General features: G+C 67.2%; 21 protein-coding genes and 1 pseudogene. 6 read left to right on the forward strand and 16 right to left on the reverse strand.

Translation table 11 applies throughout. The annotated features are described in order from the left end of the window. Window positions 1-135 precede the first annotated feature (135 nt). The 5 genes from ACOQFL_RS19880 to ACOQFL_RS19900 are packed head-to-tail and all read right to left on the reverse strand — an operon-like array spanning window position 136 to window position 4,139. A complete protein-coding gene (locus tag ACOQFL_RS19880; protein WP_435545700.1) occupies window positions 136-1,197 on the reverse strand; it encodes an acyltransferase family protein in 1,062 nt (353 codons plus the stop codon). Then, on the reverse strand, window positions 1,194-2,189 hold the full coding sequence (locus tag ACOQFL_RS19885; RefSeq protein WP_435545701.1) for a D-alanine--D-alanine ligase family protein: 996 nt from the start codon (window positions 2,187-2,189) through the stop codon (window positions 1,194-1,196). The genes ACOQFL_RS19880 and ACOQFL_RS19885 overlap by 4 nt, the downstream gene beginning before the upstream one ends. Next, the gene (gene alr / locus ACOQFL_RS19890; protein ID WP_435545702.1) at window positions 2,186-3,331 is read right to left on the reverse strand and encodes an alanine racemase; all 1,146 of its coding nucleotides are present in this window, start codon (window positions 3,329-3,331) and stop codon (window positions 2,186-2,188) included. Before alr ends, ACOQFL_RS19885 begins: the two co-directional genes overlap by 4 nt. Then, window positions 3,328-3,939: a M15 family metallopeptidase gene (locus ACOQFL_RS19895; protein ID WP_435545703.1), complete on the reverse strand. Its 612-nt coding sequence runs from the start codon at window positions 3,937-3,939 to the stop codon at window positions 3,328-3,330. Before ACOQFL_RS19895 ends, alr begins: the two co-directional genes overlap by 4 nt. Then, entirely contained in the window at window positions 3,936-4,139 is a 204-nt protein-coding gene (locus ACOQFL_RS19900; RefSeq protein ID WP_435545704.1) for a hypothetical protein, read from the reverse strand. The genes ACOQFL_RS19895 and ACOQFL_RS19900 overlap by 4 nt, the downstream gene beginning before the upstream one ends. 499 nt (window positions 4,140-4,638) lie before the next feature. On the opposite strand from ACOQFL_RS19900, the gene ACOQFL_RS19905 reads away from it, so the two are divergent. Further along, on the forward strand, window positions 4,639-6,147 hold the full coding sequence (locus tag ACOQFL_RS19905; RefSeq protein WP_435545727.1) for a catalase: 1,509 nt from the start codon (window positions 4,639-4,641) through the stop codon (window positions 6,145-6,147). 207 nt (window positions 6,148-6,354) lie between these two features. Here the strand turns inward: ACOQFL_RS19905 and ACOQFL_RS19910 are convergent, their stop codons facing one another. Beyond that, window positions 6,355-7,746 (reverse strand): peroxidase family protein, encoded by a 1,392-nt coding sequence (locus ACOQFL_RS19910; protein WP_435545705.1) that lies wholly within the window; start codon window positions 7,744-7,746, stop codon window positions 6,355-6,357. Window positions 7,747-8,692: 946 nt separating this feature from the next. Here ACOQFL_RS19910 and ACOQFL_RS19915 point away from each other — a divergent pair. Further along, window positions 8,693-9,559, forward strand: a pseudogene (locus ACOQFL_RS19915) (glycine/sarcosine N-methyltransferase); the annotation flags it as partial. Between the two features lie 108 nt (window positions 9,560-9,667). On the opposite strand, the gene ACOQFL_RS19920 reads toward ACOQFL_RS19915, so the two are convergent. The 3 genes from ACOQFL_RS19920 to ACOQFL_RS19930 form a co-directional block, all read right to left on the reverse strand. After that, window positions 9,668-10,447: an IclR family transcriptional regulator domain-containing protein gene (locus ACOQFL_RS19920; protein WP_435545706.1), complete on the reverse strand. Its 780-nt coding sequence runs from the start codon at window positions 10,445-10,447 to the stop codon at window positions 9,668-9,670. A gap of 167 nt (window positions 10,448-10,614) precedes the next feature. Then, on the reverse strand, window positions 10,615-12,336 hold the full coding sequence (locus ACOQFL_RS19925) for an SDR family oxidoreductase (RefSeq protein WP_435545707.1): 1,722 nt from the start codon (window positions 12,334-12,336) through the stop codon (window positions 10,615-10,617). 292 nt (window positions 12,337-12,628) lie between these two features. After that, the gene (locus tag ACOQFL_RS19930; protein WP_435545708.1) at window positions 12,629-13,552 is read right to left on the reverse strand and encodes a LysR family transcriptional regulator; all 924 of its coding nucleotides are present in this window, start codon (window positions 13,550-13,552) and stop codon (window positions 12,629-12,631) included. A 72-nt stretch (window positions 13,553-13,624) separates the two neighbouring features. Here ACOQFL_RS19930 and ACOQFL_RS19935 point away from each other — a divergent pair, with 72 nt between their 5' ends. Then, window positions 13,625-15,097, forward strand: coding sequence for an MFS transporter (locus ACOQFL_RS19935; RefSeq protein ID WP_435545709.1), 1,473 nt, complete (start codon window positions 13,625-13,627; stop codon window positions 15,095-15,097). A gap of 51 nt (window positions 15,098-15,148) precedes the next feature. On the opposite strand, the gene ACOQFL_RS19940 is transcribed toward ACOQFL_RS19935, so the two are convergent. The 4 genes from ACOQFL_RS19940 to ACOQFL_RS19955 all read right to left on the reverse strand — a co-directional run bounded on the left by ACOQFL_RS19940 (window position 15,149) and on the right by ACOQFL_RS19955 (window position 18,726). Next, a complete protein-coding gene (locus tag ACOQFL_RS19940) occupies window positions 15,149-15,772 on the reverse strand; it encodes a bifunctional 4-hydroxy-2-oxoglutarate aldolase/2-dehydro-3-deoxy-phosphogluconate aldolase (RefSeq protein WP_435545710.1) in 624 nt (207 codons plus the stop codon). Window positions 15,773-16,059: 287 nt separating this feature from the next. Further along, complete coding sequence (locus ACOQFL_RS19945; protein WP_435545711.1) at window positions 16,060-17,010, reverse strand: sugar kinase; 951 nt, start codon at window positions 17,008-17,010, stop codon at window positions 16,060-16,062. Continuing rightward, window positions 17,007-17,900, reverse strand: a complete 894-nt coding sequence (locus tag ACOQFL_RS19950) for an SMP-30/gluconolactonase/LRE family protein (protein ID WP_435545712.1) — start codon at window positions 17,898-17,900, stop codon at window positions 17,007-17,009. The genes ACOQFL_RS19945 and ACOQFL_RS19950 overlap by 4 nt, the downstream gene beginning before the upstream one ends. 76 nt (window positions 17,901-17,976) lie before the next feature. Next, the gene (locus ACOQFL_RS19955) at window positions 17,977-18,726 is read right to left on the reverse strand and encodes a FadR/GntR family transcriptional regulator (protein ID WP_435545713.1); all 750 of its coding nucleotides are present in this window, start codon (window positions 18,724-18,726) and stop codon (window positions 17,977-17,979) included. Window positions 18,727-19,051: 325 nt separating this feature from the next. Here ACOQFL_RS19955 and dgoD point away from each other — a divergent pair, with 325 nt between their 5' ends. Then, entirely contained in the window at window positions 19,052-20,197 is a 1,146-nt protein-coding gene (gene dgoD / locus ACOQFL_RS19960) for a galactonate dehydratase (protein ID WP_435545714.1), read from the forward strand. Between the two features lie 134 nt (window positions 20,198-20,331). Here dgoD and ACOQFL_RS19965 read toward each other — a convergent pair whose 3' ends face one another. From ACOQFL_RS19965 to ACOQFL_RS19975, 3 genes are all read right to left on the reverse strand, one after another. Continuing rightward, window positions 20,332-20,538 (reverse strand): DUF397 domain-containing protein, encoded by a 207-nt coding sequence (locus tag ACOQFL_RS19965; protein ID WP_435545715.1) that lies wholly within the window; start codon window positions 20,536-20,538, stop codon window positions 20,332-20,334. Window positions 20,539-20,807: 269 nt separating this feature from the next. After that, entirely contained in the window at window positions 20,808-20,999 is a 192-nt protein-coding gene (locus tag ACOQFL_RS19970) for a DUF397 domain-containing protein (protein WP_435545716.1), read from the reverse strand. Between the two features lie 19 nt (window positions 21,000-21,018). Next, window positions 21,019-21,882, reverse strand: coding sequence for a helix-turn-helix domain-containing protein (locus tag ACOQFL_RS19975; protein ID WP_435545717.1), 864 nt, complete (start codon window positions 21,880-21,882; stop codon window positions 21,019-21,021). A 925-nt stretch (window positions 21,883-22,807) separates the two neighbouring features. On the opposite strand from ACOQFL_RS19975, the gene ACOQFL_RS19980 reads away from it, so the two are divergent. Further along, on the forward strand, window positions 22,808-23,209 hold the full coding sequence (locus tag ACOQFL_RS19980; protein ID WP_435545718.1) for a hypothetical protein: 402 nt from the start codon (window positions 22,808-22,810) through the stop codon (window positions 23,207-23,209). 161 nt (window positions 23,210-23,370) lie between these two features. Next, a complete protein-coding gene (locus ACOQFL_RS19985; RefSeq protein ID WP_435545719.1) occupies window positions 23,371-23,754 on the forward strand; it encodes a hypothetical protein in 384 nt (127 codons plus the stop codon). Window positions 23,755-23,915 lie beyond the last annotated feature (161 nt).

Genomic DNA, 23,915 nt, shown 5'->3' on the forward strand with positions numbered 1-23,915 from the left:
GCCCCGCCTCCGGCACCGGATTCGGCCTTCCGGCCGTTCGAGGGACCGGCACTCAGCCATGGCCGAGGAGTTGTGGACTTCCAACCCAAGCTGTCGATCATCTGGCCTTCGCCGGGACACGGTGCTCCGCCGGCCTCACCCGCGTTGCCTATCGGGGATGGCGTCGGATGGTTGCCCGCGCCGTGTTCGACCGCCTCGCATGATGGGTTGCTCGATGAATCGCCAGCTCAGTGCTGCCGCCACGATAGTCAGCACCATGGCCAGTGGCCCGGCCACCGCACCCAGCTCGGGCCGCAGCCACAGGGTCAGTGGGTAGTTCCACAGGTAGGCCCCGTAGGAGACGAGGCCGAGTGCCGCGAGCCCTCGGGTCAGCAATGCGCGGTCGGCCAACTCCTTCCAACGCGACCAGGCCAGCAGGAGCGTTGCCGTCAGGGTGGCGATCGTCGGGCCGACCAGCAGATAGGTCAACGCGTGACCGCGCAGCGGCAGGACCGACAGCACTGCCAGGCCCGCGAGGGCGAGTGGTACCAGCTTGCCGGGCACCCACCTTGAATCGGCGCGCAGTCGAGTGGCGGCGCCGATCACGAAGCACACGAACCACGAGGTGGGCAGCCCGTAGGCGTTGTCGGGGTAGGGCCACAACCAGACCAGCGTCGCCACACAACCGGCCAGCACGATCACCGTGGTGGTCACGAGCGCGGCCGTGACTCTGCGACGTGTCCAGGCCAGTGCCAACAGCGCGGGCCATACCAGGTAGAACTGCTCCTCGGTGGCCAGTGTCCAACAGTGGAACGCGGCGCCCCCCAAGTGGATGACCGGCAGATTGCCGGTGAACGTCAGCATCACCGCGACGGTCCGGGGCAGGCTGTCGCGGTCACCCAGTGGGTCGAAGGTCGCTGTCACCACGACGAACACCACGACCATCGCGAGCAACGCGGGCAACAGTCTTCGGGCCCGGCGCAGGTAGAACCGCCGATAGTCGACCCTGCCGTCGGTGGCCAACTCCTTGGTCAGCACTCCGGTGATCAGGTAACCACTCAGCGTGAAGAACATCACGATCCCGACCACGCCCGCACCGGGGAAGATGTCGGGGAAAGCGTGGCGCAGCATGACGAGCAGGACCGCGAGCCCCCGCAGTACGTTGAGCCCGACGATCTGTCCGCCCCGTGCGCTCTGTCCGTTCCTTGCCCGGCTCACCCGACCGCCTCCGCGGCCACTTCACCGTTCGCCAGGGCCGATCGGATGAGTCGGTCCAGCAGCTCCGGGTAGGTCAGTCCCTCGGCGGCGAACATCTTGGGCACCTGGGACTCGGCTGTCATGCCGGGCATCGTGTTCACCTCGTTGAGTACGAAGCCGTCGGAGGTCAGAAAGAAGTCAACCCGGGCGAGCCCGCGGCAGCCGAGGGCGTCGTACACCCGCAGGGCCGAATCGGTCAGTTCCTCGACCTCTGCTCCGGTCAGTCGGGCCGGGATCTCGAACGCGGCGCTTCCGTCGTACTTGGTGGTGGTGTCGAACAGGCCATCGTTGACCAGGATCTCCAGTGGCGGTCCGACCCGACGCCCGTGTTCCGGATCGTCGATCACGGTGACATCCACCTCGCGGCCGGTCACCACGTGCTCCACGAGCACCCGTTCGTCCAGTTCCAGTGCCGCACGCAGCGCCGGTTCGAGTTCCGCCGCGGTCCGCACCAGGCGCACCCCGAAACTCGATCCCGCCGCGAGCGGCTTGACCACCACGGGCCGGTCGAAGACTACTGTGGATAGATCGTTCCGCGTGACGAGCCCGCCCGGCGCGGTCCGCACGCCGACAGCCTCGGCCACCCGCTTCGTCGCCCACTTGTCCATCGCGAGCGCACCGGCGCGTACCGGCGCCCCCACGTAGGGGAGACCTGCCAGTTCGCACAGGGCGGCGAGGGTGCCGTCCTCCCCTCGTGGTCCGTGCAGCAGCGGCAACATCACGTCGCAGTTGGCCAGTACCTCGAGCGCGGCGGCGAGGCTGTCGGCCGTCGAGGTGCCGAGCGGCTGCTCGTCCGGACCCAGCCATCTGCCGTCGCGGAGGATGGTCAACGCCACCGCCTCGTACTTGGCGGGGTCGAGTGCCGCACGTACCGAGGCCGCGGAGGCCAGGGAGACCTCGTGCTCGCTGTTCTGTCCACCGCCGATCACGGCCACCCGTAACCGTCCGCTCATCGAATGCTCCTCCGAATACGGTGACCGATACCGGTCACGATCTCGTGCGGGATGGTGCCCGCCCAGTGCGCCCAGTCGTCGACGGTCGGTTCGCCGTCGTCACCCGGCCCGAACACCACCGCCTCGGTGCCCGGCTCGACCGGATCGTCCCCCAGATCCACCACGACCTGATCCATCGAGATAACCCCGGCCACCGGGCACCGCCTACCGGCGACCAGCACCCGGGCCCCGTCCGATGCGTCCCGACGCAGCCCGTCGGCGTAGCCGAGCGGTAGCAACGCCAGGTTGGTCGCACGCTCGGTCACGTGGGTGTGCCCGTAGCCGATCCCGGTTTCGGCGGGTACTCGTCGCACCTGGACGACGGGGGCGGTCAGCCGCAGTGCGGAGCGCAGCCGTGTGCTGTCGGACGGGTCGATGCCCACCAGCCCGGCTCCGATCCGAACCAGGTCCAGGTGTGTGTCGGGGTCGGTCAGCGTGGCGGCCGTGGCTGCCAGGTGGCGCATCGAGGGACGGAGCCCGGCCCACCCGGCCGTTTCCACCCCGCGGAGCATCTCCCGTAGACCGGTCGTGTTCGCCGGATGGCCCGGCTCGGCGGCCCGGGCCAGGTGGCCCATCACCCCTACGACCGTGATGTGCCCGTCGATCTCGGCTCGTCTGGCGGCTACCACCAGCTCGGCCCACTCGTCCGGGGCGGCGCCGTCGCGGGCCATTCCCGTGTCGAGCTGGAGGTGCACCCGGGCCCGGTATCCGGACCGGGCGGCGGCCTCGACCACGGCCGTGAGGTGTCTTCCGCTGGGCACGGCCAAGTCGATCCGGTGCCTGCAAGCGGTCGTCACGTCGGCGTCCACCGGGTTCAGCCAGCTCAGCACAGGTGCGTCCACTCCGGTGGCGCGCACGGCCAGGGCCTCCGTGATCGATGTGGCGCCGAGCCACGTGGCGCCGCTCGCGAGCGCGGTTCGGGCCACCGCGTGCAGCCCGTGCCCGAACCCGTCGGCTTTCACCACGGCCATCACTTCGCCGCGTACCCGCCGGACGAATCGACTGGTGTTGGCGGCCACGGCGGCCAGGTCTATCTCCAGGGTGGGTTCCCGGACTCCGGTGGTGTTTCGGGATGTTCGAGGGCTGGCCGTAGGCGTTTTCATACCGGATTCTTCGCTTCGACCGGCCCGTAGACGGCGTGTTCGCTTTCGGTCAGTAACGCCCAGTACCGATCTCCGTAGGACCAGTGCCACCACTCGGTGGGGTAGTTGACCAGTCCGGCGTTCCCGAGTGCGCTGGCCAGTATCGTCCGGTTATGCCGCGCCGTTCGGTCCACCTCGGCGTCGAACCAACACGCGCCGTCGCTGCGTTCCGGGGTGGCGTCGACCGCTGTCCCCATCCACAGTTCCTCGCCCTCGTCGTCGACCAGCGTCAGATCGACCGCCGCTCCGGCCACGTGCGGAGCCACCGCTATGGGGGCCACGAACCGGCTGGACAGCCGGTCCAGTTCGGCCTCGTCGGCGTCGGGATGCAGCACACGTAACTCGCCGGTGTAGTCGTCGATGATGGCCTGCTGATCGCTCACACTCCGGTGGCCCTCCAGGACCCGTAGGTCCACACCGGACGGAAGTGCCCCCCTGGCTTCGTCCAATCTGTTGGCGAGCCCCGATCGCACCACGACTCCCGACGCGAAGTCCAACGGCACCAGCGGCTCACCGTTGTCGCGCACACCGATCGCTCGGACTCGCGGGTCGGCTAGCAAGATCGTCATGCCACCGACACTATGAATACACCGCGTGTCATCACATCGTCCGGAAGTACCAGCAACAGTGCCGAAAGGCCGGTTTTCGCTCCGTCCGGATGGTTCGATCGGTCGAGCCCGCCGACGAGGAGGTCGACCGGGAGGCGCTCATCCAGGACGACGCCGATATCACCGAACGTGTTGCCTGCGTAGCGGATGAAGATCGGCACCTCCGGGGGTGGTTGAGCACGGTTCGGCACGAACAGAGTGATACTCGCTCCCGGCGCTTTCTACCCCGGTTCGTGCGCGACCACGGGGCGACTCCCCGGTTCGTCGGGTGGCTCCCCTCCTGAAGCAACACGATCAGTGGCCTTCCGCGTGTCCCGATTTGCTCCGTTCCGGATACAGGAGTGCACTGGGTGTATGGGGAACGGCGGTATGCCGGTACACGGGAAGCCGTGCCCGGCTGGTCGGTCGGTGTCGAAGCCGAGCTCGCCGAGGCTGCCGCGCCCGGGCCGAGCGCGGCTCGTGAGTCGCGGCAGAGTGGCTCGTCCAGTCCCCGGGCGGTGCCGCTCCGGCGCGGAGCGCGGTCTCGTCGACCGGGACGCACGAGGACGCACGTGTGCCCGGTACTTCGTCGTTGCCTGAAACCCCACGAGGACGGCGTGGACATGCTCGCCGGGGCCGAGGGTCGTGTTTTGGAGCCGTCGCGGGACTCGCCGGGTGAGCATGCGGAATTCGCCACCTCGAAACCACCACGAGGAGGCACCAGCAGTGACGCAAGAAAAACCCAAACCCCCGACCACCACCGATGCCGGAATCCCGGTCGAAAGTGACGAGCACTCGTTGACGGTGGGGCCCAACGGGCCGATCCTGCTGCAGGACAACTACCTCATCGAGCAGATGGCGCAGTTCAACCGGGAGCGGATCCCGGAACGCCAGCCGCACGCCAAGGGTAACGGTGCGTTCGGCGAGTTCGTCGTCACCAACGACGTCAGCGCCTACACGAAGGCCTCCCTGTTCCAGCCGGGCACTCGCACCGAGATGATGATCCGGTTCTCCACGGTCGCCGGTGAGCGCGGCAGCCCGGACACCTGGCGTGATCCGCGTGGTTTCTCCGCGAAGTTCTACACCAGTGACGGCAACTACGACATGGTCGGCAACAACACGCCGGTGTTCTTCGTCCGCGATCCGATGAAGTTCCAGCACTTCATCCGCTCGCAGAAGCGGCGCGCGGACACCAACTCGCGCGACAAGGACATGCAGTGGGACTTCTGGACGCTGTCCCCCGAGTCGGCGCACCAGGTCACCTGGCTCATGGGCGACCGGGGGATCCCGAAGACCTGGCGACACATGAACGGCTACTCCAGCCACACCTACATGTGGATCAACGCGCGGGACGAGAAGTTCTGGGTCAAGTACCACTTCAAGACCGACCAGGGCATCGACTTCCTCACCCAGGAGGAGGCCGATCACCTGGCAGGCGCGGACAGCGATTACCACCAGCGGGACCTGTTCCAGTCGATCGAGAGTGGGAACTATCCCAGCTGGACGCTGTACATGCAGATCATGCCGTTCGCGGAAGCCGAGACCTACCGCTTCAATCCGTTCGACCTGACCAAGGTCTGGCCCCACGGTGATTATCCGCTCATCGAGGTGGGGCGGATGACGCTCACCCGGAATCCGGTTGATCACCACACCGAGATCGAGCAGGCCGCCTTCGAGCCGAACAATCTCGTCCCGGGGATCGGTCCGAGCCCGGACAAGATGCTGCTGGCCCGGCTGTTCTCCTACGCCGACGCCCACCGGGCGCGGCTGGGAGCCAACTACAAGCAGATCCCGGTCAACTCGGCCGAGGTGCCCGTCCACAGCTATAGCAAGGACGGCAGCATGCGGGTCAACAAGATCTCGGACCCGGTGTACGCACCGAACTCCTACGGGGGCCCCGAAGCGGACACGGATCGGTTCGGCGGGTACTCCGGTTGGCACACCAGCGGGGACATGGTGCACGAGCCTTACACCCCGCGTCGGGACGACGACGACTTCGGCCAGGCGGGCACGCTGGTGCGCGAGGTCATGGACGACGCCGCGCGGGAGCGGTTGGTCAACAACGTCTCGGGGCACCTGCTCGACGGCGTCACCGAGCCGATCCTGCAGCGCGCCTTCGAGTACTGGCGCAACATCGACGAGGACATCGGCAAGCGCATCGAGCGGGCGGTCCGTAACCACAGCGGCTGACCGTTCGATACCACGCCGCGTCTCGTCCCCGGGGTGCCCCGGTCGGGGCACCCCGGGTGGTGCGCGGCCGTGCCCGCTGCTGTACGTACCCGGCGATTTCGCGGGAAATCGCCGGGCACGGCGGGGTGGTTCGACTCTACGGTGTAATCACGGGTGTAGTGGACCACGAGAGCTTGCCGCACCGGGGAGGAGTTCGCGCGGCGGGCGTCACTCCCCCGAGAGCACCCCGGCGTAGCGCAGCAGGTCGACGATGCCGAACTCGCTGCCCACACCACCGATCGTGGGTTCCCAGCGCGGGAAGACCGACAGGTACGAGCTCGGATCCGCCTGCAGCAGGCCGACCAGGGTCTCGGCGACTATGCGACCGCCGACAGGCCCGAGCTGCCTTCCCCCGCGCAGTACCTCGGCCTCCTTCAGCAGGTAGTACCAGAGGTAGATCGGCCCCTCGCTCTCCAGTTCCTCGTCGCTGAGCGGGATCTCGCCGATCTTGCGGGCGACATCCTGCCCGGAGGGGAGCTGTTGGGTCTCGCTGCGCAGCAGGTTGCGCACCACGAGCGAGCGCAGCTGGGACGGCAACGCGCCGTCGACCGCGCCCGGAACGGCACGGATGGGCAGGTCCAACAGCCGTGTGTTGATCGCGGCCTCGAACCGCTTGGCCTGTGTGGCGCGCAGTTCCTCGTCCGCCTGGAAGAAGTAGCGCCAGTCCACCGTGTCCTCCGGCGCCACCGGTCCGCCGTTCAGATCCGTTCTGGGCACGCTGGACGTCTCCGGATCCTCCGGAAAGATCGGTGCGAAGAAGGAGTCGTTGACCCGGTAGTGCGAGCGGATGGTGGCGTGCCCGAACCGGAAACCGGCCACCGCGAATTCCACCGGGATGAACGGGTCGCCGCTCGGGTCGAAGAACCGCAGCCCGTTCTCGGCTATGTCGTTCATCAGGTCCTCGCCGACCACCAGCGGGAGGAACTGATTGCGCACGATCCACTGGAAGTGCCAGCGCACCAGCTGTTGCGCGGTGGCGAGCAGATCGTCGTAGTAATTGCTCAACGTCAGCAGTTCGGCGGTCGACCGGCCTTCCTCCGGCGGTTCGGGTGTGTTGGGAAAAACCTGACCGAAGACATCGGTGATCTCACCGGCTCGTAGTTCGTCCACGATCCGGTTGTGGAACTTCGCGAATGCCAGGTGCAGTTGCGACAGGATCAGGTTCTCGTCGTTGCGCGGATCGCCGATCAACGCCACGCCCTCCGGAGTCCGGGCGTGATCGTGACCCCCCTCGGCGATCGCGAGCTTGGTCTGCTGTGACTCACCGTTGTAGAGAAATTCGTCCACGACCGGACCGCCCCCGTACAGATGGTCCAGGTCCAGGCGCGGTGAGCGGAAACTGCGCAGAGCATCGGGATCGATCCGCTGTTCCAGGCTGCTGGTCGGATCGAACGTGATGTTGTGGTCGATGAACTGACCGAGAAAGGTGAACCCCGAGTCGAGGGCCGGGTTCTGTTGTTCGTCGGTCGTGGTTCCGGAGTCCATTTTCCCGCCGGGTAGACCGAACTCCTCGGCCAGTGCCTGCCCGGCGGATCTTCTTGGTTCGATCGTCGGAAACATTCTGCCGAATCTGCCGGTAACCGCGCCGGTTCGTGCGGCCGACTGCCCCCGGTTCCGCGATCCGTGTACCGTCATGAACAAACTCCCGCTCTGATTTTCATGCGGCGAACATCGCAAAAGGATCGAATGCCTCTCTCCCCCCAGGAACAGGCCTTCGTTCGTTCCCGATGTGCCTGTGAACGCCTCCTCGCGAATCCGTTCACGAAGAGATTCTTCTCGCCGGAAAGATCCGGTTTTCCATCGGATCCGCGATTGAGAGTAGTGGATTTCATCCGAGAGTGACAATCAATTACTCGGTTATTCACTCGAATGGAGCAAGATGTTTGTTCGGTCGGACGATGCGTACTCGGACTTGTGGTGTAGAAGTGCTCCCGCGGGCCTGCGGTAGACCGATAGGGGGGCGTGCCGGTGGGTTGCGCCGCTCGCCTCGTTCCAGGGTGAGTGGGCCTCGCTTCAGGGTGAGTGGGCCTCGTTTCAGGGTGAGTGGATGGTGCTCGGGTTCGACGAGTCCTCGGCGTGTTTCGGCGTCGTGTGCGTGGTCGCGCTCGCGAGGACCGGGCTCTCGGGGGTGGGGGAAGGGGGTCGCGTGAAGTTCGGACGGTGAAACCCGCTTTCGCGGTGCGAACCCTTCGGGTGTCCGGCCACGATTTTTTCGGCAAGGCGGTGGAGCTGACCGAGAGGCCGATTCACCTGGTGAGAATGCCTCCGCTCCGCATTCGGGATCCTTGTTCTAGTTTTCCTGTGCTTTTGGCCACATCGCTTCGGGTTGTCCGTGGCGCGGAGTCGTCTAGCTTGGTTCCCGAAGCACGCGGTGAAACGAACCGAGAAAGCGAATCAATTGCGACGGCGGTGTCGCTGATCCGGATGGCCCTTTTTGGTGGTCCGGTTCGGTTGGGAATGTGGCGTGCCGTCCCCTCCGGTGGCACCGACGTCCGAGGAGATCAAGATGACCGCTGACACGTCCGAGCGACAGGGCGGGAACGAATCCGTCAGTTCCGTCGAGCTGGAGAACCAGGTTTTCGGCGACAATCCGACCGAGGTTCGCGACACTGATCACTACACTCGCGAGTACGTCGGTGGGATGGTCGAGAAATGGGACGAGTTGATCGACTGGAAGAAGCGTTCCGAAAGTGAGGGAAACTTCTTCGTCGACCAGCTCAAATCCCGTGGCGTACGTACCGTACTGGACGCGGCCACCGGTACCGGCTTCCACTCGGTGCGGTTGCTCGAGGAGGGCTTCGACACCGTCAGCGCGGACGGCAGTCCGCAGATGCTCGCCAAAGCGTTTCGGAACGGCATGGACTACGGTGGCCACGTGCTCCGGGTGGTCAACGCGGACTGGCGCTGGCTCAATCGCGACGTGCACGGCGAGTTCGACGCCATCATCTGTCTGGGCAACTCGTTCACCCATCTGTTCGACGAGCACGATCGGCGCAAGACCCTCGCCGAGTTCTACGCGATGCTCAAGCACGACGGAGTGCTGATCATCGATCAGCGAAACTACGATGCGGTGCTGGACAACGGATCCGGTTCGAACAAAACCTATTACTACTGCGGTGAGCAGGTCTCGGCGAAACCGGATCACGTCGACGAGGGGCTGGCCCGCTACAAGTACACTTTTCCGGACGAAAGTGAATACTTCCTCAACATGTATCCGCTCCGGAAGGATTACCTGCGAGGCCTGATGCGCGATGTCGGGTTCCAGCGGATCGATACCTTCGGTGATTTCCAGGAGACCCACGGCGACGACGAGCCCGACTACTTCATCCACGTAGCGGAGAAGTCCTACCGGGAGTTCGCCGAGCTGAACGACGGCTGACGGGCGACCGGATTCGGCCCGACGAATCCGGCTCTCCCCGGGAGCGTGGCACCGGGGCGTCTCCGAAGCGATGACGAGTCGTTCCGGAGACACCCCCGCCCCTCAGGCCCGAGTGGGAGAACGCATGTCCGCTTCGATGCGGTCGGCAGTGGTGCGGAGGCGTGGCACGATCCCGTTACGAACCTCTTCCTCCGACGAGCTGTTGGAGTGCAGCGAGACGTTGACCGCGGCGAGCACATCCCCTTCCGGCCCGCGTAGCGGTACGGCGACACCGCGCAGTCCGGTTTCGAGTTCGTCGTCGCAGATCACGTATCCCTGCCCTCGTATCGAGGCCAGTTCGGTACGTAGGTTCTCCCGCTTGGTGACCGTTCGGGCCGTTACGGGTTTCAGGTGCATTCCGCCGAGCCGGGCCTCCAGTACTTCCGGAGGCAGGCCCGCCAGCAGAACCTTGCCCATCGAGGTCGCGTGCGCCGGAAATCTCGTGCCGACCGGGATCTCCGCCGAGAGCCACCTGGGGCTGGCGATCTGTGCGATGTAGCGGATCTCGTGGCCCTCGAGCAGCGCCATGGAACTCATCTCCTGCAGCTCGTCGGTCAACCGCCGCAGATGCGGTTCCGCTGTGCGAGGCAGTGATCGGTTCGACAGGTATGCGTATCCGAACTCGAGTACCCGGGACGTCAGGGCGAAGTGTCGCTCGTCGTGGCGCACATAGCCCAGGTCGACGAGAGTCAGCAACAGTCGTCGTGCTCCCGCGCGGTCCAGCCCCGCGGAGTTGGCGATCTCGGTCAGTGTCAGCTCGGGGTGTTCCGGTGTGAACGCGCGCAGCACCGACATCGCCCGCTCTACCGCCCTGATGAAGTGCTCGCCCCGTTCCTCCGTCATCCTCACCTCGTCCGTGTCCGGTACTCGATCCGCTATTCTACGAGGTCATTCGGGGTGTTGTTCCGCTCAGGGCAGCGGGGCATCGCGCTCCGTGATCCTTCGAGCGCGTTCCTCGCTCCACGGCCGGGGCCCGCGGCGGTCGCCTGTTCGTGCGGTTCCCGTTCGTTTCAACGGGAACGTGTCACCGTTCGCAACAGTCCGGGCGCGAGTCGCGAGAGCAGCAGTCCCGCCCTCGCCTCCGGCGTGATCGGTGCGACGGCTCGGTCGTGGCGTACCGCCCGCAGGATCTCCGCGGCGGCGGCCTCGGGGCTGAAGGCGCGACGACGGTAGAGGCGGCCCGCCCGTTCCCGCTTGCGCCGTTGCTGTTCGGGTGAGCTGCCCACGAAGGTCGTCGTGTCGGTTATCGCCGAGCTGACCACGCCAGGGCACACCGCGGTGACCCCGATGCCGTGCGCGGCCAGCTCGCCCCGCAGTCGTTCGGAGAGAGCGAGTACGGCGGCCTTGGAGCTCGCATAGGCAGGCAGCCCCGGCACCGGCAGATAGGCCGCCGCGGAGGCCACGTTGACGATCCGGCCCCCTTCGCCGCGCTCGATCAGCTGTTCGGCGAACGCCCGGCAACCGTGGATCACGCCCCACAGGTTCACGTCCAGCACCCGTTGCCAGTCGGCCTCCGTGGTGTCCATGAAGGAACCGGACATGCCGATTCCGGCGTTGTTGATCACTATGTCCGCTGTGCCGTGCTCCTTCCGCACCAGTTCGGCCAGTTCCCGCACCGAGGATCCCCTGGCCACGTCCACGCCGTAGCCCGCGGCCACGGCACCCTGCTCGCGCAGTCGTGCCGCGGTCAGCCGCGCCGCTGATTCGTCCACATCGGCCGCCACGATCTCGGCGCCCGCCGTGGCGAAGGCGTGAGCGGTGGCACGGCCTATCCCGCTTCCCGCCCCGGTGATCACGACGAGTCGATCCGCGAAACTCCGCCGAGCAGCACCGGTTCGGGCCCTGCGCAGTTCCCGGGACTGCTCCCCGCCCTCCAGGTACTCGACGAATTCCTCGGTGGCGTGGGCGATCCGGTCCGGGGCGCTGCGCGGCAGCCAGTGTCCGCCCCGCGGGTGCCGCACCCGCAGGTCCTCGACCCAGCTGTCGATCTCGGTCTGCATGGGGGTTCCGACGAAGGAATCACCCGTGGGGGCGAGTACCTGCACCGGTACCGAGGTGGGACGCGGGTTCGGTGCGCGGAACCGTCGTCGGGTGTTCCTGCGGTACAGCGCGAGCCCGGCCACCCCGTCGCCGGTTCGTGCCGTGATGTGCCGGGCGCTGGGATCCAGCAGCCGTATCACCCGCCGCATGATGCCGGTGCGCCAGGCCAGCTCGGGTATCGCGGGCAGCTGGAAGAAACCGATGTAGCCGGAGTGCGCGAGTTGGCTCACGAGGTCGCGGAGCCCTCGTGGGGTGGGACGGCGCAGTTTGCTCCGCATCCACTCACCCGCGTGGTCGAGGGAGGGGCCGGAGATCGTGGTGAAGGATCGGATTCGTTCCCGTAGCCGCGGGTCGGTGACGGCCTGCCACGCCTGGATCGATCCCCAGTCGTGTGCCAGCAGGTGCACGGGTCGTTCGGGACTGACCGCGTCCATTACTCGTTCCAGGTCGGTGGCGAGCCGCTCGATGTCGTAGGCGTCGTTTCGGCGGGGCCTGTCGGATTCGCCCGCGCCCCGTACGTCGTAGGTGACCACGTGATATCGCTCGGCGAGCCGGGTGACCACTTTGTCCCAGACATGCCGGTCGTCGGGGTACCCGTGTACGCACACGATGCACGGACGCGCACGGTCGCCGTGCTCGCGCACCGCGAGTCGAATGCCGTCGCTGGTGTGTACTCGCGGACTCGCCGTCATGATCACGTCCTCGCCGGGCTTCCCGAAGTCGTCGACCCGCTCGGGGCGGGCAGTCGACCGGGCCGGAAGTCATCGCTTCCGACCGACCGACGAAGTAACTGTTACCACGAGTAACAGGAGGTTGTCGAACGCCGGAAGCTCCTGAGGATCCGCCGCGACCCACCGACTCACTTGCCGAGCCCCCGGCGAATCGTTCCGCTCCGAGGTGCCACTTCGCCTGGGCCGGTTACGGCCGCCAGTACTTTTCGGCGTATTCCCTCGCACTCCGCCCACGCGGCAGGCCCCGCTCTCGTTAATCCTGGGCAGGTGGGGGAAGGAGCGTATTGGCGGTTCGGGTGATCGTGTCCAGCGCGGTGGTGATGGCCGGACGGTCCCGGCTGCCGAGCCTGTTGGTCGCGAGAATGCGGCGTGCCGGTGCGGGCTCACCGCGCAGCGGGATGCGGGTGACGGGCCAGTCCTGGTGCAGCCTGGCGAGCCTGGGAACGAGGATGATGCCGAAGTCGTTGGCCACCAGTGCCGTGCCGGTCTCCCACTCGTCGGCGTAGTGCGCGATGTCCGGGGTGAACCCGGCTGCCATGCAGGCGGTGCGCACCAGGTGATGGTAGGTGCTGCCCGGCCGTCCCAGTATCCACGACTCGTCGGCCGCGTCGGCGAGCGTGACCGCCCGACGGTCGGTCAGGTGGTGGTGCTCGGGGACGACCAGGTCGAGCGGATCGTCGAGCAACGGATGCTGGTCGAAGCGGGTGTCCGAAGCGGGTGGCGTGTCGTCGGTGGCGATCAGCAGTGCCAGGTCGGCATCACCCGCCAGCAGCAGATCGAAGCAGCGGGCCGGTTCGGCCTCGATGACCCGGACCCTCAGGTGCGGGTAGTGGTCCCGCAGCGCGGCGGCCGCCGGGGGAAGCAGGTGAGTCGCCGCGGTGGAGAAGCCGCACACCGTGAACGAGCCCTCGGGTTCGTCGGTGGCGGCGGCCAGCTCCGCCCGGGCGCGCTCGGCCTGCGCCGAGAGCACCTCGGCGTGGCGCAGCACGGTCGTGGCGGCGGCGGTCAACCGGATGCCGCGTCCCGACTGGGTGATCAGCTCGACTCCGAGCTCGGCGGCCAGCTGCCGCAACTGATGGGACACGGCCGAGGGCGTGTAGTGCAACGCCTGAGCGGCGGCGGTGACCGTGCCGTGGTGGGCCACCAACTGCAGCACCCGCAACTTCGGATCAATCATGTAATCATTTTGCACGGTCGTATGCGAAAACGTTTGCTTCTCTGCAGCAGTTTTCGTGCACAGACTGGTGGCGTGCTGCTCCGGAGATTTTTCGACGAAGATGGTTCCGCTCCTCGGCTCACCACGGGCAGGCTTGCCACCGGGCGCGCCCACGAGGTACGTACCGCGGTCTACCTGCTGGTCGTGCTCACCGCGGGGGCCTATCTGCCCAGCCCGTTGTACCCCGACTACCAGCAGGCCTTCGGATTCGGTGATCTCACGATGACGTCGGTCTACGCCACCTTCGCGCTCGTCAGCGCGCCCGCCCTGCTGCTGTTCGGCCCTGCCTCGGACGCGCTGGGCCCCCGGACGGTGTTGCGAGCGGGCGTGCTTGCCGCCGCGCTCGGTTCGTGCTGCTTCGCGCTCGCCTCCGGTCCGATCTGGCTATTGGTGGGACGGGCCGCGCAGGGAACAGCACTGGGAGCCGTGACCGGGGCAACCAGCGCGCTGCTCGTCGAACGAGCCGCGAGCAGGCACAGGTTACGCGCGTCCACATTGGCCAGCATGGGTTTCGTGGCGGGGACGGCCGCCGGGCCGCTGGTCGCCGGAGTGCTGGCCCAGTACGCACCCGCGCCCCGGCTCTCGCCCTATCTGGTGCATCTGCTGCTGCTGGCGGTCGGGTGGTGCCTGGTCTCGGCGTTGCCCGCCCCCACGTCCCGGGCGAGTCGCTGGCGCCCGACACGCCCGCGGATTCCGGTGGGGATACGCGCCTCGTTCACCACGGCCGCCGCGTCCGGCTTCCTGGCCTGGACCGGTGCGGGGCTCTTCCTGGCGGTCGTGCCGGTCGTGCTCGGTCGCCGGGCGGGGATCGAGAACCCGGCGATCACGGGCGCGCTGCTCTGCGCTGTGCTCACCTGCTCGGTGCTGATCCAACCGCTGGTGACCCGGTTCGGCCCTCGCCTGGCGCAGCTGCTCGGGCACGGCGCGTTGCTGAGCGGGCTTGTGCTGCTGGCCCTGAGCGGCGGTGGTTCGCTGTCGGTGACCGCGATCGCGGCGGTGGCCACCGGAGTCGGGCACGGCCTCACCTACAGCGGCGCCGGTGCCACCATCGACGCGGTCGCCCCCCAACGGCAGCGCGCGGCGGTCACCTCCGCGCTCTACATCGCCTTCTACGCCGGTGCCGGGCTACCCGCCGTCGCGGTGGGAATGCTGACCCGTTGGCATTCCATGGCCACGGCCGTGTCCTGGCTGGGTGCCCTCGCCGCTTCGTTCGTGCCGCTCGTCGTGACCGCGCTGCTGCTGTCCGATCGTCACCGGCGGGTAGCGCGCACCGAGTTCCAGGGGCGAGACACCGCCACGTACCAGCCGTTCCGCGAGTCCCCTCGTTTCGGCCGACGCAAGGTTCCCGGGCACCGGGATCGGCTCGAACCAGCCGACTCCGGACCCGCTCGCTCGGAATCCGACTCCGCTCGCTCGGAATCCGACTCCGCTCGCTCGGAATCCGACTCCGGTCGGTCGGAACTCGACTCCGGCGCTGCGGGGCCCGAGCTCAGCCGATCGGGATGAGCCACCGCGATACCGGCCCGTGTCTCCCGGCCGTACCGGGTGCGAGCGGGGTCAGTCGCGGGCCTCTCGAATCCGTCGCAGCAGCTCCGAGATACGTTCGGTGGCTTCCGCCTGGTCGCCTTCGGACAGCGCCGAACCCATCCCGACCGCGACCGCTCCGTTCGCTATCCAGTCGGGAGCCCGGTCCACCGAGACACCGCCGGTGGGAACCAGCGGGGCCTGCGGCAGCGCCGCCAGCACGTCCCGCATGCTCTCCGGAGTCCATCTGCTTGCCGGGAACAGTTTGATCGCGTCGGCCCCCGCCTCCAGGGCCCGTACCAGCTCGCTCGGGGTGTCGACACCGGGCAGCACCGCCGCTCCGTAGCGGTGGCCGGTGGAGATCACCTCCTCGTGCAGCGACGGTGAGACCAGGAACCGCGCCCCGGCGTCCACGGCGAGCCGCGCGGAGGTGGCGTCCAGCACGGTTCCCGCTCCCAACAGCGCGTTCGGGTACTCGTCGCGGAGCTCGCGCAGCACCGTCGTGGCGCCCGGCGTGGTAAGCGAGATCTCCAGCACCTCCAGGCCCGCGTTCAGGCAGTCCGCGGCGCGTTGCCGTGCCGATTGCGAGTCGGCGGCCCGGACGATACCCACCACCCCGTGTTCGGCGATGGTGCTTGCTGTCTGCCAGCGGTACATTTTGCTCCTCTGCGCTCGTATTACGTCAGCTCGGTTTCTCAGGGTGGTTGCGTGGCGGAACCTCTCGCACGGCGGTGCGAGCTGCGAAGGGGGTTCGGCTTGGGCCGGTGGTTGGGATCGCGGGTGGTTGGGATTCGGAACTGGGCGTGGGTCCAGTGTCGAAGCGGGGCGGGAATTTCGCGAGAAATCGACGCCGCCTGGGCAGTACCGCCGCGCCGGCCCGGCGATTTCGTGGGAAATCGCCGCCCGCCTTCGCCGTGCCGAGCCCGAAACGCGGTCGAACGAGGTCAGCGCGCGGTCACCTGCTCGTCACCCACGGCCAGGTCCCGCAACCGTGCGTCGGGGAGACCGTCCATGTCCCCCGGAATCTGCACCACGCTGCCCGCCACGGTGGCCGCCTCGGACAGCGCCTCGGGCACCGGGATGCCCCGCAGGTGTGCGGACAGGAACCCCGCGTTGAACGCGTCCCCCGCCCCCACCGGATCAACCGCGGGAACCTCAGCCGCCCGCTGGAACCACTCCCGCTCACCGTCGGTGGCCCAGGCGCCGCGCGAGCCCAGCTTGAGCACCACCAGCCGGGCACCCCGTTCGAGCAGCCAACCGGCGGTGGCGCGTTCGCCGCTGCACCCGCTGATTTCCTCGGCCTCGTCCAGCCCGGTCAGGACCAGGTCGGCGTGTTCGGCGAGTGGACGCAGCAACTCGACCCACCGCTCGATCCCGGCGAGTTTGCGTCGGATGTTGGGATCCAGACTCACCGGCACCCCGGCCTCTCGCGCCGCTCGTACCGCCCGTTCGGTGGCCGCTCTCGCGTCCTCGGACAGCGCGGCGGTGATGCCGGTCAGGTGCAGCAGCCCGGCCCCACCGATCCACTCCTCGTCCACGTCCCCCTCGTGCAGTGCGCTTCCCGCCGAACCGCTCCGGTAGTAGCAGACCTCGATGGGGCGGTGCGCGTGCGCGTCGCGCACCAGCAGGCCGGTGGGCAGCGACTCGTCCACCACCGCCCGGGAGACGTCGACTCCTTCGCCGCGCAGGGTACGCAGCGCGGAACGGCCGAACGGATCGTCACCGACCCGCCCGAACCACCCCACGCGGTGACCGAGACGGGCCAGCCCCACCGCGGTGTTCGACTCCGCTCCGGCGATCGAACGCCGAAACCCCGTCGCGTGCTCCAGCGGTTGTCCCTGCTGCGCCAGCAGCAGCCCCATCGTCTCGCCGAAGGTGATCACTTCGGGGTTCAAGCGTCCTCCTCGATACGGAACTGGTGCACGCGGTTGCCCCGGACATCGGGCTCGAAGCGGAACAGCGCGCCGGCGTGGGGGTCTTCCCGGTTCTCGATGCCCTGCCGGGAGGTGGTGATGTAGAGGGTGTCCAGCTCGGCCCCGCCGAACGCGCAGGCGGTCACCTGAGGTGTGGGCAGTTCGACCCTGGTGAGCAGCTCGCCCTCCGGGCTGTAGCGGTGCACCGCCCCGCCCTGCCAGAGCGCGACCCACAGGCAGCCCGCGTTGTCCAGCGTCAATCCGTCCGGGGCGCCGAGCTCGTTCGGGATCCGAACCACGGGGCGCCTCTCGTGTAGCTCGCCGGTCCCGGCCTCGACGGCGAACCGGTCGATGCGCCTGGTCGGGGTGTCCACGTAGTACGCGGTCCCACCGTCGGGGGTCCACACCAGACCGTTGGAGATGGTCACCCCGTCCAGCACCCGTTCGGTACTCAGGTCGCCGTGCAACCGCCACAACGCCCCCCGGCCAGGGGATTCGTCGTAGGCCATCGATCCCGCGTAGAACCGGCCGAGGGCATCGCAACCGCCGTCGTTCATGCGCACCGACGGATCGCTCCACAACTCGGGCAGTGACTCCGGTGTCTCGTTGCCGGGCCGCAGCAGGGCGAATCCCCGTTCCAGCGCCAGCACCAGACCGCCACCCGCCACCGGCCGCGCCACGGCGGCGACGGTCCCGACCTTGGTGCGAGCGACGGTGCCGCCCGGAACCATGCTCAGCAGGTCCCCGGCGAGCATGTCCACCCAATGCAGCTGTCCGGTGGCCTCGTTCCAGACCGGCCCCTCGCCGTGTTCGGCGCGGTTCTCGGTCGCCTGTTCGGCCCGATGTACGGCAACGTTCGAATCGCTGTGCAAGCCGAAGAATCCTTTCTTGCCGGGTTCCGCCGAGCCGGACGGTGTCGTCCGGTTCGGAGACTGCCGCTGTTTTCGTTCAGAAATCCGGATCTCGTCGCTCGTTCGCGGTGTCAACCGTCGGTGCCGTGTGGAAAACCGCTCGCAGGTCCCGCTCGGTGGTTCGCAGATGTCTGCGCATCGCCTCGGCCGCCCCACCGGGATCGCGTTGCCGCACGCGGTCGAGTACCTCGCGGTGCTGCTCGGCGGCGTCGATGTGCGAACCACCCAGCTTCCGGTGGCCCCGATAACTGGCGATCATGCTGTCGCGCAGGCTGCCCGCCATCGCCTCGATGAGCAGCCCCAGCATCCGGTTGCCCGAGGCGCGCGCCAGCAGCTCGTGGAACCGCAGGTCGGCATCGTGGTACTCGGCGGCGTCCTCGGCCCGATCCATCGCCCGGATCGCCAGCTCCATCGCGGAGACGTCGCTCGAGCCCGCGTTGTTCGCGGCGAGCGTGCTGGTCTGCACTTCCAGACCGTGTCTGACTTCGAGCAGTTCGAAGGCCGAACCGGGATTCCAGCGCAGCAGGGTGTTGAAGAAGTCCCCGATCTGGTCCCCGCTGGGTGCGGTGACGCGGGGGCGCCTTCCCTTGCGGATCTCCACCAGGCCTCGTGCCTGCAGTGACCGGATCGCCTCGCGCACGGTCAGCCTGCTGACACCCAGCCGGGTCGCCAGCTCGGACTCGGAGGGCAGCAGCTCGCCCACCCCGAACCGTTCGAAGATCAGTTCTTCGAGCTCGGTCGCGGCGTCCCGATTTCCCGGGCGCTCCGGTTCGTCGGTCTCGCTCATCCGTGTCCTCGGGTGGTCGTTGCGCGGCATCAGCCGAGTATCCCCGGCGCTCAGCTCGAAAACGTATCAGATACGTTTTCATCTCGACAGGTGTCATCCGGATCGGATGAGTCGGCGAATAACCAGCTCATACCAATCGAATGGACCGATGATCGGCTCGTGATTGCTCCGGACGCGGTGTTGACGCGGAGTTACCTGTCAGATGAGAATCTCTCGTTCGGTTCGGCGCTCATCCGGGACGGGAACGGCACCCCGGCAGGCGTGAACACCGACCCCCACGAGCGAACCCCCACGGGCGAAGCCCGACAGGCGATACGGAGTGAACATGCGAATCACAGGGCTGGAGACTTTCCCGGTGCCGCCTCGCTGGCTGTTTCTCAGGATCTCCACCGACGAGGGCATCGTCGGCTGGGGCGAACCGGTGGTCGAGGGGCGTGCCCACACCGTCGCGGCGGCCGTCGAGGAGCTGTCCGAGCTGCTGGTGGGGCGCGATCCGCTGGCCGTCGAGGATCACTGGCAGGTGATGACCAAGGGCGGTTTCTACCGTGGTGGTCCGGTGCTTTCCAGCGCCGTGGCCGGTATCGACCAGGCACTCTGGGACATCGCGGGCAAGAGTTACGGCGTTCCCGTCCACCGGTTGCTCGGCGGTCCGGTGCGCGAGCGGGTGCGGGTCTACCAGTGGATCGGTGGTGACGAGCCCTCGGCCGTGGCCGAGGCGGCCGCGGAGCAGGTCGAGGCCGGTTTCACCGCCGTGAAGATGAACGGCAGCGGCAGGCTGCGCCACATCGACACGCCCGCCGAACTCGACGCTGTGGTCAGCCGGGTCGCAGCGGTGCGCGAAGTGCTCGGCGACGAGCGTGACGTGGCGGTGGACTTCCACGGCCGGTTCTCCACCGCGATGAGCCGCCGGGTGCTGCCCCGGTTGGAGCCGCTCTCCCCGCTGTTCGTCGAGGAACCGGTGCTACCGGAGAACACCGCCAAGGTCCGCGACCTCGTCACCTCGACTTCCATTCCCATCGCGCTGGGGGAGCGGTTGTTCTCCCGCTGGGACTTCCGCGATGTGCTGACCTCCGGCATCGCTGTCGCGCAGCCAGACCTCTCACACGCGGGCGGGATCTCGGAGGTGCGCCGAATCGCGGCGATGGCCGAGGCACACGACGTGACGCTGGCGCCGCACTGTCCACTCGGGCCGCTGGCGCTGGCGGCCAGCCTGCAGGTCGCCTTCGCGACCCCGAACTTCCTGATCCAGGAGCAGAGCAGGGGAATCCACTACAATGTGGACTCCGATCTGCTGGACTACCTGGTCGATCCCAGCCCGTTCCGGTTCGACGAGGGACACGTCGCTGCACCGCAGGCACCCGGGCTGGGCATCGAGATCGACGAGGCGAAGGTGCGCGAGGCCGCCGAACGCGGTCATCGTTGGCGTTCGCCGGTCTGGCGTGATTCGGACGGTGCTTTCACCGAGTGGTGAGTGGGGTGGGTCCCCTGCGGGTGGTCGATGGCGGTCGCTCCTCGGTCGTGAGGACTCAACCGTGACCAACCATCGTTGCCGGTGACGCGAACAGTCCCGCCCGGCGTTACCGAGCGGGACCTCACGGCAGCGGTTCAGCCGTCGAGGCGGTCGCTTTTGATCGCGTCGACGAACGAGGTCCACGCGGTGCTGTTCACCGCGAGAGTCCCACTATCGAGGTCCTTGGTGTCACGGACGCCGATCGTGTCGGGAGTGAAGCCGACCTCAACGCAGGCTCCACCGTTTCCGCTGCTACGGCTACTCTTGCGCCACACGGCGTCCGCAAGACCCTCCGGAGTCATCCCTGGCTCCTTCCCGATGTGGTTCGTCAGGGTGAAACTAACTGTTCGAGCAGCGCACGGGTGTCGTCTTCGCTGTGAGCCAGCGTCGCAAGCTGCTCTCTCACCAGGGTATAGCGCTCGATGTCCCGGAGTTTCTGATCACGTGTGAAAGTTCGGACATGGACAAAACGTCCCGAGTGGCGCAGCGACGCTTCGCTGTGCGGTGTTCTATGCTCAGGACTGACCACCGGACGCAGTTACCAGCGCTAGCTGCGTCCGGTACGGTCTCGTCAGTGGCTCCGCTTCACCGTGGTGAGGAACGACTCCCACTGGTCGCCGGTGAACACCAGGGTGCCACCGTCCCGGTTCTTGGTGTCCCGAACGCCGACAGCGTTTACGGCGTTTCCCACCTCGACGCAGTTGCCGGTGTTGCCGCTGTAGCTCGAGGTGTGCCATGTGAAGGGCCGTGCGCTGGTAGTCATCTCAGGCCTCTCGTGTGGGTTAGCTGTATCCGCGCCTCACCTTATCGAGGAGACCGCGTGATTCTTCTTCAGGCAGCGCAGCACTGCGGAGGCGTTGGTAGGCGGTTGCATACGTCTGGATGACTGAGTTCTCTTCAGGGTAGGTAGCTCCTGCCACGTCTTCGACGTAGGCCATTACACCGGTTGAATCCAGGCGCAAGAGCACGAACGCTGCCTTGGCTACGTAGGCCTCGTCGTGATTCGGCGTTGACTTGGGTCGAAACGGGAGAACGTGCAGGCTCACGTTCGGCAGCTCGGAGAGTTCGTTCAAGTGATTGAGCTGATCACGCATGATCGCGTCATTTCCGATGACTCTGTGGAGTGCTGTCTCTTGCAGCACGACGCTGACGTTCGGAGCGTCTTCCTTGGTGAGTATCGCTTTCCGGTTCGTCCTTATCTTGACCTGTTTTTCGAGCTCCTGGGCTGAAGCGAGCGGGTAGCCCGCTCGCAGCAGGACGCGCGCGTAGTCTTCGGTCTGTAGAAGGCCGGTCACGATCTCGCTCTCGTAGATGGAGAGTTCGGTGGCTTCGGACTCCATGACCAGGAATCGGCGGAACCAGTCGGGAACGGAGTCCCGGTAGGTGCCTTTCTTACGTGGTTTCGGTACTGCCGCCAGGCGCAGTGCTTCCGCTGTCTGGGAGTCGTCCGCCCCGTAGCGCTCCAGCAGGGCGCTGACCTCATCGGGCTTGATGGCCTGTTTGCCGTTCTCCATCTTGGAAATCTTGGCCGTGGAGCAGCCCAGGTGCCCAGCAGCGTCGGAAGCGTTCAGGTCCGCGTCCTCCCGAAGCCGTCGCAACAGAATCCCCAACTGGATCAGCACGACCTGTGGATCCTCAGTGGCCATACGAGACGCCTCCTCCGATACGTCATCACCGCAAGCGCCCGCCGAATCGAACGCTCACACTCTATACACGACAGTGCTATGCACTGTGTTGTCAACTCGAAAGTTTCGCGATAGCGTAAGATCTTGATAGAGGGTAATTGCTAAGATACGGAACGTGAAAGATCAGGCGAGAGGGGGTGCGCAGTGAACCAGGGGGGAAGACAGTCGTACGGGCATCGAGACGGCCCTGTCACTGGACATGTCCGACCGGCAGAGAGACCGATTCAGCTGCGTGTCGGTGCTGCTGGAGCGAATTCGCGTAGCGCCAGGTAATTCGAAGGCTGAGTCATCGGTGTTTTGACCACTCGTCCGGTGGCGGTGACCACCGGACGAGTAGCCCTTCCCGCGTCTCGTGCTTGGCGGCCTCGGACGCGGGGGTGGCTCCGTCATCCAGTCACTACTGATGTGGAGCGTTGTTGATGCTATCGCTTTGTGTGAGGCGCGTCGCTACGCGTCTCGGCTCGCCGCACCTCGATCGCCTGCTGGGGGTGGTGTGAGGTGGGGGCGTTGTTTCCGCGTGGCCCGGTGTTTGTGGTGTTGGCGGCGACGGAGTCCGATCACCGGTGTGGCCAGGTGCCTCGGTTGCATGCGATCGGGTGCCATCCGGGTGAGTACACGGCGTCGTGGGTGCTGAGCCTGTGTCACGTCTCTCTGGGGTTGGGTGAGATCACGCCGCTCGGCGAGCCGGAGTCCGATCCGGAGTTGTGTTCGCAGTGCTGCTTCGCGATGTCGGGCTCGGGTCTGCGGGGGCGGGTGGTGCGCCATGCCCGCGCTCGGTGAGCCGTCCGCGCCACCGCCTCGGTTCGTCACCGGTGTTGGGTCGGGCACGATTCATGCGACCGCGTGCTACAAGCGTGAGGCCAGCGCCCGGGCGGGTCGGGGGAAGGTGGCGTGTTTCTGCGGGCAGGCGATCGAGCTGGCCCCATGCCCGCCGGAGCGGATTCTGGGCGGGTGGCATCACTACTGCCGGGTGTGTTTCCAGTACGTGATCGGCGGCAGCGAGTCCCACCCGCCGAGCCCGCGAAACAGCTACGAGCCGTGGTTGTGCGAGTTGGCTCATCTCGACAGCGACAGCCCCACCGAGATGCCGCCGTCGGGGTGGCGCGACGTCCCCTGTCATCAGCAGCGTTATGGCCAGACCGTGGTGCGGCTCAAACCCACCGCCTCCGGTATCGCGCTGCTGGCGCCGGTGCGGGGCGCGGTGTCGCTGTTCACGCTCGCCGAAGCGCGGCAGCTGCGCGAGGCGCTGGATGCGGCCCTGCGGGAACGGGAGGGGTGGTCCTCGTGACGCTGACTCTGCTGCTGGCGCTGCGCCATCTACTCGGGAGAAGCCGCGTTGTCCGGAGAGGCCGTGTCCATAGGAGGGGTCGTGTCCGAGGTGGAAACAATGGCCCTGTTGTTGGCGCTGTTGATCCTGGTGTTGGCCCGGCTGGCCTGGGGACCGAGACGGTGAGCGAACCCACCCACGGGTGGTTCGCCAGTGCCTTCGAGTCCCGCTGGCACGCCTGCCCCGCCAACACACCAGCGGGAAGCGGAGTGCGGGCGTTGTGTGGGCACCTGTCCCGACGCGGCCCTTACCGCGCTCGGGCCAGCAGCGCCCCGCCCAATGAGGACGGCCGGTCGGTCTGCGACGCCTGGCTGCACGCCATCGGCTACCTGCCGCCCCGCCCACCACGGCTATCCCAGCTGCCTCCGGTGTGGATCACCAACGGCAACACCGAACAGCACTGGCCCACCACCGACCCCGACGAGTCCGAAGCACCTGCCGAGGAAACCACCGCTAGCCCGCAGCCAGCGGGGACTCATCACCAGGCTCTCCGCACGGCGGCCTGACCATCCACCCCAGACTCGGGCGTTTGCCGTGACACCCCGACACTCCGGCACGCGCCCGCCTCGGCCCCGCACACCGCCGTGCGGGGCCACCCACACCGTCAATTTCGTGGGAAATTGACACCCCCACCCCGTCAATTTCCCGCGAAATCGCCGCTGCCGGG

Source organism: Actinopolyspora sabaoui, from assembly GCF_051225635.1.
Taxonomy (GTDB): domain Bacteria; phylum Actinomycetota; class Actinomycetes; order Mycobacteriales; family Pseudonocardiaceae; genus Actinopolyspora.